Source organism: Pseudomonas citri, assembly GCF_025336485.1.
GTDB classification, from domain to species: Bacteria; Pseudomonadota; Gammaproteobacteria; order Pseudomonadales; family Pseudomonadaceae; genus Aquipseudomonas; species Aquipseudomonas citri.
In genome coordinates, this window is sequence record NZ_JAODAB010000015.1 from 21,436 (window position 1) to 35,363 (window position 13,928).

Sequence of the window (13,928 nt, forward strand, 5' to 3'; positions counted from 1 at the left end):
CAGCATTACAGAACCCGGCGCCTTACCTTCTGCCGCGACTACTGCCTGGACGAGGCTGCGACGGTTCGTTCAAACGCTGGACGATCGCCTGGTAGCCTGCGTAGTCGAGCGGTGTGCGTCCGGTGGGCACCGCGATGGCGGCCGGAAGAATGCCGCTGCAGTTGATGCAGGCCGGAAACGGTTCAGGGGCCTGCACCCGGGCAATTCTGTCGGTGAGAATCGTGGTTTCTGCAAGAAGCCTTTCCGCCCGGTCCGGATAGAGCGCCACGATGGAGTTCGCCAGGCGGACTTCGGCGTGGGTCCCGGGGCCGCCGGCCAGAATCGGCATGATCCCGCCCATGTTTTCGATGTGCGTTTCGATCCAGTCCCGGGTCGGTTGTTGCAGTTCATGGACTTGGTCGCGCGTCCTGTTCAATGTTGGCGCGTCCTTCAACAGGTCTTCCTCGATGGCTACGTTATGGAACAGGTCGTTTTTGGCGGTGGCGTAACGGCTGGACAGATCGCCCAGGTAATCGGCGGTGTTGCCGATCCGGTAAGTGCCGAAGCTCAAGTAGTATTCGCGGGGTGTGCTCGTCCGGGCATTGCCGTCATGGCTCCTGTCGACCCCCTTGTAGCCGCGCATGCTGCCTTGCGGTTTGGGAAGGTTGAAAAAGTCGCTCAACCCAACGCCTTCAGGTTTGATGTAGCCGTAAGAGTGGGCCAGGAATTCGCCGCCCAACAGTGTTTCATTGAAAAACTGGTCGGTGGTTTTATCGAAGTTATCCGGCATCAGGCGATAGCTGTAGTCCCCTTTGGCCGAGTCCATGATTTCCTGGGAGCGGGCCCGCCCCCAGGTCTCGAACTCCTTGAGTTCTTCGTCCTTCATCAGGCCCGTCGGGTCGACAAATCTCACCGGGTTGTTGCCCACCATGCAATACAGGTTCAACCCGTCGACCGCCCCCGCCGGGTCGGGACTGATCCAGCGTTGCAACCATGGCGCGTAATAGCGGTGGCCGTAGTAATACAGGCCGCTGGCGTCGCGCTCCTTGCCCGAGTAGCGGATGGTCCGGTAATCGGCTTCCACGGCCGAGCGGCAGGCTGCCCAGGCGGTTCCACCGTAGGGCAAATAGCTTTCCTGACTGATCAACCAACCCTCGGCGTCGAGTTCCAGCGAGCTGGAGCCCAGGTGATCGTCGAGGCTGTAGCGCAATGGATTGGCCGCGATGCCGGACGGTCGTCCTTCGGTCCAATGCAGGTAGCGTACGCTGCAACGGCCGGCCCGCAGGGTGATGACTTCCAGGCGTTCGTTTTGCCGGGTGCGGATTTCGAGGCCCGGCAGGTAGCGGACTTCGCGCGTATGGGTCGCTGCGCCGGCGTAGGTGGTCTGTAGTTTGCGCAGCCGCTGACCGTTGCGGTCATAGCCATAGCGCTCAATGTCATGGCGACCGTCGTCACGCCGGACCAGGACCGCACGGGTGAGTTGATTGCGGCCGTTCCATTCCAGCGCCTGGCCTGGAGACAGCATTTGCAGGTTACCGTTCGCATCGAAACCGGCGCTCACCTCGGGCAGCGAATGCCCCTTGTCCCAGGACAGCAGACGATTGCTGGTGGCGGCGACGTCCAGTGTCCGGGTGTAGTTGTTACCGTCACGCACATGGCGCAATCCGGTCAGGTTGCCACCGGCGTCGTACGTGTAATGCTCGGTAAACTTGAACAGTTGCCGGGCGTCGAACGGGGTTCTGCTGAAGGCGGGAATATCGGGGTGGCTGGTCAGCCCCGCCGCCTCACGACCTGTCGCGCTGATCAACTGGTAGAGGCTGTCGTAGGTGAAGGTGCTAGTGGCGTCTACCCGCTGGTTACTGCCGAATTGCACTGGCTGGGCGCGGTCCTCGATCTGCGTCACGTTACCCACGGCGTCGTAGGTGTAGTGCAGATCCTGCACGGTGCTGGCAGACACTGTCGTACGGAGGGCGGTCAGTCGACCGCTGGCCGGATCGAACATGGCGCGACTGACCGCGCCGTTGCCGGCCACTTGGGATTCGACTTGGCCCGATGCGTTGTAGAGCAGGTCCTTCAGCAGGATCTGCTCGGTCACCGCGTCCTTGAGCTTCAGGCTCACGGACTTGAGTTGGCCGGCGACATCAAACGAGTAGCGCTGTTGGTGCCCGGCGGCATCGAACTGCACGATGGGCTCGGCGAGTGCGTCGTAGTGCCAGCGTGTCGTGTAGCCGGGGGCCTTTTCGAGCAAGGTCCCGCGCGCCTGCTCATCGGCGGGCCAGTCCGGTGAGGCAATGTCGAGGAGTAGGTGCCGGGTCTGGCCAAGGGGTTTGCCACACAGCGCATATCCGTTGATCAGCAGGGTACCGGCGCCGTCATCGTGGCGCACCAGCGCGCCACAGAGGTTGCGTGCCGCCGATGCTGGCGAACTGTCGCCGTAGCGCAGGCACTCGACCCGACGCGGCGGCTGATCGAGCGCTCGCTCGTGGATGACGGTGGGCCGCAACTGATCATCATAGGTGGTTCGCCATTGGGTTCCACGTTGATCCCAACTGCGCAAGATTTGTCCGGCAGCGCCAGGCAGGTTCAGGCGCCAGCCGGCGTCGACACTGCCCACCAGCAGCGGTTGGCCGCCAAGGCTGTAGAGGCTCGTCAGGTTGGCGTCGGGTGCTGCGCCGAACAGGCGCGGGTCCCACTGCGCAACCCGTCGCCCCGCCGTGTCGTGGTGCTGGCGGGTGATGCGTGCTTGGGCCGGCTCATCGACGTGGTTCCGGCAATAAGCGACCTGCCGCACAGGTAGGCCTCGGCTGTCGACGGCGTGGATCGTGGGCGTCTTGCGGTGAAGACGGGGGTTCATGCTTCACCTCCGGTGACGGTTTCTTGTTCGGACAGGCTTTCTTCCAGGGTGTCGTTTTCGTCCTCCTCCAGGGTGTACCAGGCATGGCGTGTCAGGCGCCGCAAATAAGAGTGGCCACCCTGCTTGGCAAGGCGTGTGTGGGTGGGGCGGCCCAACGCGTCGTAGAACTGCTGGTCGCAATGACCGAACTGGCGCAAGGACTCATCGTTGATGTAGTGAGGCTGATCGGCGAAGTAAGGGCGGTAGAGGCGGATCGGCAATTCCTTGTGGTTGTATTCCACCCGTTCGCTGATGCGCCAGCGCCTCGTGGCGCTCTGTTCCAGCGGCTTTGCATCCTTGAGCGTCAGCGCTCGCTGAGCATTGACGACGTAGGCCATGCCCGGTTCGACCTGTTGCTTGCTTTGCAGCGTTCGACCGAAGCCGTCGAAGCAGGTGATCGTGATGCGGATCTGTCGCTGTGGGTCGTCGGGGTAACGGTCTGCGACCAGGACAGCAATGTGCACCGGCTCGCGGGTCGAAGCCTCGATGTGGTTCTTCAATTTCACCTCGTCGGCACTGAGCACTGGCAAGGCCGCCAGCCGCGTTCGAGCTGACGCGCGGATATGCCCGCTGGGCAGCAGGTCACGGTTGGACACACACCGCGCCAGCCAGTCGGTGTCTGCCAAGGCGGCGTCCGATAGGCACCCCATCCAACTGAAAGGCGCGTAATACACGGCAGTGGCGGCGTTCTGCAGGGCCTGCGCGCTCTGTTGGAGGGCGTCTGTCGGGCTCTTTAGTTGCGGCCGCTTGAATTGCGCGATGGGTTGGAAACCCACTGCTGCGTTGTTTTCGGTGCCATGGAACGTCGTGGCCAGGACCTGGCCGAAGGCATCGACGAGGCCTTCCTGTACGTTGCCGTTGGGATCGGTAATGCGCCGTGGCAGCAATGCACGGTAATCGTAGAACACCCGGGTGACGCAGCCATCGGGCCCTTTGAACGCGGTGATGAAACAGTGGCAGTTGTCGTAGCTGAACACGGTGACGCCATGGTGTTCACTCGCCTGCGAGGTCTGGATTTTGTAGAAGCCTTGCAGTGAGGCGTAGGTCGCAAAGCCACTTTTGACGGACCAGAGTTCTTGGGCTGATGGGCTCGCGGGGAGAAAGACGTCCATTGGGTGATAACCCATGCTCTTGAGCAGTGGCCCTTGGGGACGGGAGGCTTGCGGCAGCAGCTCGAAGGCTTTGAGGGCGGTTTCATCCAGCTCGGCGGTTTGCAGATGATCGGCCAGGGCTTGGAAGTGAGCGACGCCGTCCGGTAGGGTTTCTGCGGTGGTGGCGTCCTTGTAGCGGTGCACCGTCAGGCCTGTCAGAACGCTTTGGGTTGTCCAGGTGCTTTCTCGGCTGAGTTCGATGAGCCGTTCATAGGTCATGTCCTGCGGCGTCAGTCCGCCGGCCTCGGGTGCCTTGGGGCGTTTCTGTGCGTTGGTCCGCTGGCGATAAGCCAGGCCCAGTCGCCACCCTTGGGGGGCATCCAGGTGAATGAACTCGGCGCGGGTTTCGTTTAGGTAGTAGAACTGTTGCGCCGGATCGTGTGCGTCGCGCCACCATCGCTGCTGATCGGCCTCTTGAAACGGCGGGGTGTCGCTGGCGGTTTTGCGGCGGGCGTAATGGACGTTGACGCTGTGGGTCAGTGAGCCAAACAGGTCGTGTTGCAAATTGAAGCTGTGCTGGCATTGCGGGTCGTCAGCCAGGCCTTCGTACTGATAACGGATGGTCTCCAGCAGCAGCGGCAACATCCGGGCATGACGTTGTTTGTCGCCGGCTTCGATCAAACGTACGCCATAGCGGTTTTCCTGGACCGAGTACAGCGTCTTGCCGTTCAGGTGGGCATCGACGGCGAATACCTCGCTTCGCAGCACACGCCCCTTCAGCGCGCGGGACATTTCCCGCACCGTTGCGGCGTCGGGCAAGGCCATGGGGGCATCGCCGGCTCCTGGCCGGTATTGGCAAGGCGCGGTCTTGCCCAATGCCACGGCCAACGGGTCGCTGCGGTTGTAGCCGGTACGGGGCAAGTCCAGCGCTTGCCCGGTGTGAAACCAGGTCTTGGTCAGGCAAGGCGCGCTGAAGTCGGATGAGTCGGGCGTGGTTTCGGTGTCGGTTTGCAACAGGAGGCCGAAGCCGCGAAATTCCCGTTCGACACCGTCGTAATAGCCCTGGCGATAGGCAAATGTCTGGGACAGTCGATTCCCGGTGATTTCGTCCACCTGATGCTGGCTCGTCACCAGGTGCAGGACCAAGGGCACATGGCAGGCCGGTGGCGTGTCGGTGGCGGTTTTTTCGGCTTTTTCATCCAGCCATTCCTGCGCCGAGCTGCGGTAGTGGATGCTGTGGGCGGCGCCCATATTGTTGTGGGTGCCAGTGAGCAGGTACGGTTTGGCGCTGACGAATTCGTAGCGCCAATGTTGTGGGGGCGTCATGTGCGGCACGCTCAGGATCAGGCTGGAACAACCGAGTCCTTGCAGGTCGGCGAAGCTCACCTGGCACAGGCGGTCGTAGCGCAGGCCTTGTGGCCAGGGCAGCGCGATGGGAGGGTTGAAACCGTTGCCGCCGCGGTTCATGAAAATCAGCGCCTGGTTCGCTTGCAGATAGATCAGGTCGCTGGCACCGGAGCCATCCAGGTCGGCCAGGCGGATATGCGCGGCGTCGAAGCTGTCGTATGCCAGGCCCGGCGAACCCAGCACGATGCCTTTGCCGAAACGTCCGTGACCCAGGTTGGGCCAGCATTTCACTTCGTCATGACGGATGCGTACCAGGTGCGCTTGCCCACTGCCCAGCACGTCGCTGAAGGCCACCAGCTCGGAGGGCGAAGCGCCGCCCAGTGGCGCCAGGGTGTCGTCCGCGTCGTGGAGCACTTCACGGGCACGCGCAAAACCCTGCTCGCGCTGGTTGGCGTACAGGCGAACGCTGCGCGGGCCGATCACTGCCAGATCGCTGAGACCGGCGCCCGTCAGGTCAGCCAGTTGTCCGTGTGGTTGGAAAAACTCCGTGGGGAACGCCTTGAGCGTGGCGAAATCCGACCAGTCCCGATGGGGGCCGAGGGAGAAAAAACCGCTCAACCCCGGCTCGGCAATGACCCAATCCAATCGACCGTCGCCGGTGAGGTCGCTCAGTGACTGGCGCAGGGGTTTGGCAGGGTCGGCCGCGGGAATATGGGGCAGCGCGCACCACCGCTCGTAAGCCACTTCATTGGATTGGGCCTTGGCCCGCATGGGCTCACGGTAGTACCAAGCGGCCTTGCCCTGGTAGAGCAGGCCCGGCAGGCCTTCGCCGTACAGATCCACCAGTTGGTAGCCCGGATCGTCGAGCGCCGGCAGGCTTTGCCAGGGCTGCCAGGCATGGACGTGTGGCGAGTGGTCGAACTCGCTGTAGCTGAACTCGACGGGGGGGCGATTATCCGCGTTCGCCGTGTCGCCGAATGCCTGGTCATGGGCCGCTGTCAGGTGCTGATAACCCAAGGCCGTCTGCTGGTATTCGAGCAGCAGGCGGCGCACTAGAACCGGCGCTGCGCCCCATTCCTCCGCAAAGCGGTGAAACATCAGTACCTGGCGGCACAGCCGTTGCGTGGGTAATTCAAAGCCGTAGGCGAAGTCGGAAAAGGCATCGCTGCGACCTTGGCACTGTTGGCCTGTGTAGGACGGTTGCTGGTCGTATGCGGTGCTCCGTTCGCCGTAGTCGAAGATCAGTTCGAAATGCCATTGCACCGCCGCCAGCCGCTCGGTTGTCCACAGGTAAAGGTCCGCATCGGCCTTGAAGTTTCCGTAGCTCACCCGGCTCAGGTAGCGCTGGGCCGTGGCATCTGCCTGGTAGTGGTAAAGGATGTGCTCGCCGTGGGCGTTCAGGCTCTCTTCCAGCAACCATTGGCCTACCCGACGCGTGTCCTGGATATCGGCACGGCGTGATGCCGGGTTCTTTCCGAACACATGCAGGCTGCCCTCGGCGCCGTGTACCAGCCAGAAGCCGGCTTCGTCGCGGTTCGATACCCAGCGCTCGATCCGGTCGAAACGGCTTTCGATGCTGGGGAAGTGGCGCGTCACCGTGTAGATCTCGTCCAGCGCCAGGGTGTTGTAGCGCTCGACGCGGGTTGAACGGATGACGCCTTGCGAATCTCGCTCGGGCAACCACACCTCTCCGTTTGGGCCGAGGATCTGGTCATCCTCGGTATAGGCCGGTACGCCGTGCTGGGTACGCCGCGCCACGCAGGGTAATGACAGCCCCCAGCCGAGGCCGAACACGCCGTTGCCGCCCGAGCTGGCATAGCCCAGCGACAAGGAGGGCGCGAAGCCTCGGCCCGGCGAAATCGGCAGGGCAATCTCATAAGACGCTGTGCCCTGGGCGCCGATGGCGGCCCAGCCCTTGCCAATGCTCTGAATGGCGCCGCCGCCCTTGGGCAGTGCGGGTGGGGTCAGCGGTAGTGTGCTGTGTTCACTCATCGCGAACCTCCGCCGGCCCGGGCCGTGTAGCTCAGGTGCACGATGATGTCGGTCAGTGACGCCAGCATGTCCTTCTGTGCGTCGGGGTTGGGAAAGGTCAGGCACCAGGTGGAGATAGCCCCGGTGTATTCGAAGGGCAGGTAGCGTTCGTCGTTGAAACCCAGGGTGAACAGGCCGTTATCGTCGACCCCCGTGGAGAGGGCGATCTGCTGGCTGGCGCGGCGGCTTTCCAGGGCCGGACCCTCGCTGGACAAGAACACCTTGCTGGCCGTCTGGGTCAGCGTGGCCCGAATGTTTTCATAAGGGCCGACGACGGCCGGCAAGGAGATGCTGAGGGTCTTGATGCGCCGCAGGTAATGGCGTTGATGCGGGTAGTCATCTTCGAACAGCTCGTGGGTCAGCTCGAATTCGCACTGGCCGGCCATCAGGTCGGCATGAAGCTGTGCCCAGTCCTTGTTGATCGTGCTGCTGGCGGTTTTGCGCTTCAACTGACGCAGCGACAGCGTCTTGCGGATCTCCAGCTCGCGGGCATTGGCCCGCAGGTATTGGGCCTGCATGTTGAGCAGGTTCAGTTTCAATTGCTCGCCCGCGCCGAGTCCTCGATAGGTGGCATTCCAGGCGCCGGGTTGAATGAAGCGCCGGTTGAAATCCGCCAGTTCGTATTGCCAACAGGCTTCGGCCGCCAGGCACAGCGCCAGCGTGGCGTCGTAGGCTTGGCGGTAGAGGGTGGCAAATTGGCTGTTCAGCCATTGGTACAGTTGGGTTCTGGTGAAGCGCTTGCTGAAAAAATCGTAGTTGGCCTTGGCTTGGCTCAGGCTTGATTCGGCCAGGCGCAGTTGCAGGCGCGTGGCGGTTTGCTGCGCGGCGACGTGCGCCAGTTGGGCGTCGATCTGGGTCAGTTCGAGCAAGGCTTGATGGCGCGCCAGGCGCCATTCTTCCCGGCGACGATGGAACTGCGCCGTGCGGTCGAGATGGGCCGCCGTCGTCCGTTGGCTGATGGCGCTGCCTTGGGCCAGGGCCGCGGTCGCGTGCAACGAACCTTCCCAACGGCCGCCACCGTTGCTGAAGCCGAAAATGTTCGGCATGACCATGACGCCACCGGCTACGACTTGAGCGTAGGAGGCATCGAGCTCGGACGAGCCGCTGCGCAAATACAGTTCGCTGGCTTGCCTCTCGGTTTCACTGATGCCCTGGTCCAGCAAGTGGCGGTAGTGGTTGGCTCGGTTCTGGATGATGGCCTTGCTGGCCAGCAGCGCCTGGTGGTTGTGCTGGTCGATGTTCAGGGCCTGGCGTTGCAGGTCGACGGAGATTTTTGCCAGGTCCCAGGCTTGCTGCTGTTGGAGTTCCTGAAGCTGCGCCTGTTCCTTGCGTTCAATCAGCGACAGCAGCGTGGCGCCGAACTGGCTGAGGCTTTCCACCGCCCCCAGGGCCTGGCTGTGCATGGCCGTGAAGCGATAGTGCGGCAGGTGTGCGCCTGGCAGTTGGGCAGCGGTGCTGTTGGGGAGGTTCAGGGCATGGGCGGCGGGCAAGGCGCGAGGGTCCAGCGGGGCTGCGAATATCGGCAAATGCAGCGGTTTGCCGGCGATATCGAGGTTATGCCGCAGGTTGTACAAACGGCTTTCGGTGACGTCCCAGCGCCTGAGCAGTTCGGGGTTGAATGGCAGCCGCAATTGCACCGTGTCGACGCTGGGCAAGGCGGGGTGTGAACTGTCTTTGCGAACCAGCAAGGTGGGGCTGGCGGTCGAGCGGGCCAGTGAGCGTTCAAAGGCGCGCAGGTGAGCGTTGGTGGTTTCGCTCAAGCCTTGCAGGCTGATGCTCGTCCACTGATCGACCGGTTGCACGACGGGGCGCGGTCCCAGCAGATCCAGCGCCCTTGTGTACCAGAGCTTGGCCTCACTGAGGCTGTCGGGGGACAGCGCGCGGTAGGCGGCATCGCCGCGGTTGATCAGGATGTCCAGGTAGAGAAAGTACAGCGCCTTGCGAAAATGTACGGGGTGGCTAAGGGCAATCTGATGCGGATCATGGGGGGCTTGGTTGGCGTAGAAAGGCGTGCTGCTCGCCACCAATGGGACGCTTCTCCAGCACGCCTCGCTCCCCAGGCCTGGATCGAAGACATGGCGCAGCCAGTGTTCGGCCTCTTCGTAGCGGTGCTCGGTGTTCAGCCGATCGGCGATCAGCCACGGCACGTAGAGGAACAGCTCGGTGAAGTAACGACCATAAGGTCCGTGGAAATCCATTTTCGTCTCGGATTCGCCCGGCAAGGCCGGTTCCGGCAGGTGTTGGGTCTGCCAGTCGAACAGTTCATCCAGGCTGTTCGCGGTACGTCGGATCAGTTCGGCGGCGAACACGGTGTTCAACCGGATCGGTTGGCGTGGCTTGTCTTTGGCATCGCTGTTCGCAATAGCGGACTTGGAAAAGTCCAGCAGTTGCGTGATGCCCAGGCTTGACCTCACATCGGTGATGGTGGGCGTGAGGCACTTAGGGGGAGGGTTGAGGTGGAAGTCGATACCGGTTTGCGTTCCAGTATTCGTGTCTTGCGTGCTGTATTGAACATTCGCGGCAGGTGGCTTTGCTTCCGTTTGGAGGGGCGTCGTTTGAACGGGTGCCTTTGTTTGGATGCGATGGGCGCTGCAGCCCAGGAGCGCTTGCTCCGCGCTTGGGTAATCGACGTACTTTTTCGCGGCTGATGTTTTTGCTGTGTCGGAAGGGGCAGGTTCGTGGCTGAGGTTTTTATCGATGCTGGTGCTTTCAATGAAAATGAAGCCATTGTCCGCGCCGGTTTGCGAGCCCCGGACACACAGCGCAAGAAAGAGCAGGTGGTGAGCGTCTTTGCAGTGATGCGTTGCAACGCTACCCAGCAACGGTTTGATGGCCTGGATGTCTTTGTCGAGAAGCGTTTTGTCCTGGCAATACCCTTGCAAGCAAACACGCGGAGTACTCCAACTGCCGTCCTGCTTTTTGTAACACAGGCTCAAGCGCAACAGCGGATGGCTCGGGCCTGGCTGGGCTGGGCTGGCGCTCGCGTGGGCACTGCGGGTCGCCGGATCTTGATGGATGCATTCGGCCCAGACGACGAACAAGCGGTTGTTGAACCACACCGGACGTATCGACTGTTCGGCCGCGCTGTCGGGGATCGGTACGTCGGCCTTTTCCCAGTCCGACCAGGCATAGGGATCCGGCGCGTCAAGTTTGGGGGTGGTGGCCGGAGGCGGCGGTGGTGGTGGGCCGTCGAGTGGACGTTGGGCCATGTCCAGCGAGCGCCAGAAGTAGCTGTTCTCCGACCTCGATTTGGCGATGAAGTAATAGGTGCTGTTGGCGAAGTCCGTGCCGTCGATGTAGCCATTGAGGATGTTCAGGTTGGCGACTTCTTCGAGTCGGCTCAGGTAGGCCATGACCGCCAACTGAACCGCATCGGCTTGGAGCCGGTGTTGGCTGAGGTCGTTTTCCAGTTGCCGGAAATTGGCGCTCTTGTCGCTGCGCAGCGCGGGATCCAGATAGGCGGCGGGGAAGTAGAGCAGTTTTTGCTGGGCGGCCCAGAGGGAGTACCGGTGCGTCTCGTTGCGCCAGGTGCGCCGCTGTTCGGCCGTTATGTCCGCCGAGTCGTAGCCAGGCTCCAGGTTCATCAGGATGCGGTGGATGTAGTGCTGCAAGCTGGCAATGGCGCATGCCACGGGCGTGGTGGGCACGTCCTGGCTGACCAGCACGTCGAGAAACCAGTATTCGTAGAGGTCTTGGGCGGTCTTGAGTTTCAGTGCGCGGGTCGTTGCGTCGTTGGGCACGACCTGATTCAGGTAGAACGCCAACAGCGCATCGCGCAGGCTCTCATCCAGCTGTTTTTTCAGGGCAACGGTCATATTCAATCCTTGAATGTCGAGAAGGTTGCAGGTGTCAGTGGCAGGCGGCGACCAGCGCTTCGCCGACGGTCTTCCAGTCCGATGTCGCGCTGTTGGCGTTCAGTGCGGTGGCCTTGAGCAAGTGGTTCGCCGACAGTCCGGTGAGCGTGCAGCACGCTTGGCAGCGCATGACCCAATCCACGGTTTCCATGGAGCGGGCGCGTTGGTGCGACAATTGTGTGGTCAGGTCACTCACTTCCTCGCGGGTCCAATTCAGCAACTGGGCCAGCAGGCCGTTGGCTTCCGAGGCTTGCGTCGTGCGCTGATTGGCAAGCTGCAAGTAATGCAGCAAGTTTTCTTCCGATCGAGCCTGGTGCCGGGCGCAATGACTGAAGCGTTCGAGCAGGTACAGCGTGTGCGGCGTCAGCGTTCCGGGGCTGTTGGAGGCCAGCCAGTTGGGATGATCCATCAACTGCTGAAGCGTGCTGCTGCCCAAGTGCAATTCCTGACAGGCCTGGGCCATGCGAAGCACCGTTGCCAGGGGGCGCGGCATTTTTTTCGGAGCCGCCTTGATGGCCTCGACAATTGCTGCTGCGTGGGTGCCGGCCATTTGCAGCAGGCAGGGGACATATTCGGCGGACACGTCAGCCAGGTCGTGCAGCAAGGTTTCCACCAGGCGTTGTTCATCGCCCGGATTGGCATCGGCCAGCAATACCGCCAGGCGCTTTTCCAGGTTCTGATTCACTGGCCAGTCGTTTTCCTGCGTGTCGAACAGGCGACACCACGACACCACATCACGGTTGTTCTGCCTGAGCCAGTCGACGGCCCAATCCAGGGCCATCAATACATCGAGCATGTCGGATTTGAACGACCTCGATGTACGCAGCGCTCCGGTCACCAGGGTTTCGCAGAAGTGTTCCCCGCCCAATAGACGGGCCAGTTCCATGCACTCCAAGGGCGTGAGCCCGAACATCCTGGCGATACGGGCCTGGCGGTAGAGCGACGAGATCGTGGGCAGGTCATGTTTTAACCCCAGGTATTTCTCGGTCTGCCGGGCGAGTAGCAACAATGCGTCCTCGGTCAGGGGCAGTCCAAGGCCTGCGCCGAGGTAGCTGAAGGTCGTCAGGTCTGTCGTGGCGAGGTCTTCGGCCTGTGGACGTTCGAGCAGTTGGGTTCGATTGAACACTTGGTCGAACAGCGAAGCCTGTTCGCCGCACGCATGAATCGGCATGTCATGCAGCAGTGACGCGAACTCTTCGGGGGCGATGCCGTGGCGCAGGTTCAAGTACCGATAGACCCCCAGCGCGCGCAAGGTATTGGTGTTGAGTGCCATCGTCGTGCTGCCTCCGGCGCGCAGGGCGCTGATGAGCAGGGTGTCCAGTTCGGCGATCGGTAGGCCGGTCCAGCGCTGCAGGCGGATCATTCGCTGCAGGCGGGCGAAACGCTCGCGGGAGGCGTTGGTAAAAGTTTTGGCCGATTTGAGCACCGACAGGGCTGGCGTCGAGGCCGGCCAGTTGATGTAGGCGGCCCCATAATTGGAATGCCTGGACGTTGGACTGTTGGTTGAGGCCCGAGGCGTGTAGCTGCCTTGAGCCAGCAGCTGTTCCAGCTGTTCGGTCGCAAGCCCGGTGCGTTCCTTGAGGAATTCAGGATCATGCAGCCGGTCGATCGCTTCAGTGCCATAGCTTTTCCTCAGACCGTCGAGGTTGGCATCTGCACCGGGCGCTGCGAGCAGGAGTTTCTGCTGCTCCGGGCTGAGCCCGGACAGTAGCCTTTGGGCTTCGATACGCGATTGCGAAACGCCGCCGTAAGCGGACTCGCCTGGGGCAAACGGCAGCTTCAGGCTCACCCGGTAATTCAACTCGCCGAGGGCCGGTTTGTTTGCGCCCAACCCAAGCAGGCATTGGTGATGATGCAGGTCGTAGGGCAGGGCGAAGGGGTAGTGTTCGCTGGCCAGTACCTCGTTGACCGTCTTGCCGGTGCCCGCCAGATGTACCTCGATATGGCTGCGCAAGGCTGCATTGACGATGCCCAGCATCGGTTGTGCCACGAAGGCACTCTGGCGGTCGAGCATCAGCTTCTTGAGGTCCGGGCGTCGTTGCGCCAGGGTGATTTTGTCGGCGGACGGAGAGGCCTTTTCCAACTGCCCGGCGAACAGATACAACGCCCGCAGATAGGCCACGGGCGAGTCGATGGCGGCGATGTCGCCTTCCTTGCAGAACTGCTGCCAATTCTCTTTGAACAGTGCCTGATAGCGGGTCGACTCTGACATCGTGTTCGTCCCCAGGCTGCGACGAACACGCGGCCTGGGGACGTGAGTGGATATTTGCCGCTCCTGGTACAGGCGCGCGATTTGCCCGGCATAGCACGCCGCGTTGTCATAGACCTGCCCGGCATCCGCGTCCGTGTGCTTGCCAAGTTCAAGGACGAACTGCGCTTTGCCCATGCGCATGATGTCGAACACCGAATGGAGTTCCATGCGCCGCAAGGCCGTCCTGAAGTCGGCCCTGGCGTCGTCCGCGGCCATGGGGACTTCGATGAGCTTGTGCAACAAAGAGTCGTCGCTTGCATCCATGTGTGGTTCATCTCCTGTTCGAACGAAGTGTCCGTATCCAGGGCAAACCGTACAGGAGCGAGCAATAAAAGACGGTAGGACGAGGGCGGAGGATTTGTACGAAAGGGCGATGCGTTGCATGGATGCGGGTGAGCGGGGCGATAAAGGCCGTCGCTCTGGATGAGTGTGCAACAGTGGGCTGTACAAAAGGGGGCGATTAACTTAGTTTGAAATCAATG

General features: G+C 62.0%; 4 protein-coding genes. All 4 read right to left on the reverse strand.

Features of this window, described 5'->3' with window-relative positions; translation table 11 throughout:
- Positions 1–22: 22 nt before the first annotated feature.
- From N4Q37_RS17070 to N4Q37_RS17085, 4 genes are read right to left on the reverse strand one after another with little or no spacing between them, the layout of a single operon-like run.
- A complete protein-coding gene (locus tag N4Q37_RS17070) occupies positions 23–2,833 on the reverse strand; it encodes an RHS repeat-associated core domain-containing protein (RefSeq protein WP_260959768.1) in 2,811 nt (936 codons plus the stop codon).
- The gene (locus N4Q37_RS17075; protein WP_260959770.1) at positions 2,830–7,302 is read right to left on the reverse strand and encodes a SpvB/TcaC N-terminal domain-containing protein; all 4,473 of its coding nucleotides are present in this window, start codon (positions 7,300–7,302) and stop codon (positions 2,830–2,832) included. The genes N4Q37_RS17070 and N4Q37_RS17075 overlap by 4 nt, the downstream gene beginning before the upstream one ends.
- On the reverse strand, positions 7,299–11,156 hold the full coding sequence (locus N4Q37_RS17080) for a Tc toxin subunit A-related protein (protein ID WP_260959778.1): 3,858 nt from the start codon (positions 11,154–11,156) through the stop codon (positions 7,299–7,301). Before N4Q37_RS17080 ends, N4Q37_RS17075 begins: the two co-directional genes overlap by 4 nt.
- Before the next feature lie 34 nt (positions 11,157–11,190).
- Positions 11,191–13,710 (reverse strand): Tc toxin subunit A, encoded by a 2,520-nt coding sequence (locus N4Q37_RS17085; RefSeq protein ID WP_260959780.1) that lies wholly within the window; start codon positions 13,708–13,710, stop codon positions 11,191–11,193.
- Positions 13,711–13,928 lie beyond the last annotated feature (218 nt).

Excerpts from the sequence above, each read along its gene's own strand:
- N4Q37_RS17080 (WP_260959778.1), bottom strand. The coding sequence starts at position 11,156 with ATGACCGTTGCCCTGAAAAAACAGCTGGATGAGAGCCTGCGCGATGCG.
- N4Q37_RS17085 (WP_260959780.1), bottom strand. The coding sequence starts at position 13,710 with ATGGATGCAAGCGACGACTCTTTGTTGCACAAGCTCATCGAAGTCCCC.
- N4Q37_RS17075 (WP_260959770.1), bottom strand. The coding sequence starts at position 7,302 with ATGAGTGAACACAGCACACTACCGCTGACCCCACCCGCACTGCCCAAG.
- N4Q37_RS17070 (WP_260959768.1), bottom strand. The coding sequence starts at position 2,833 with ATGAACCCCCGTCTTCACCGCAAGACGCCCACGATCCACGCCGTCGAC.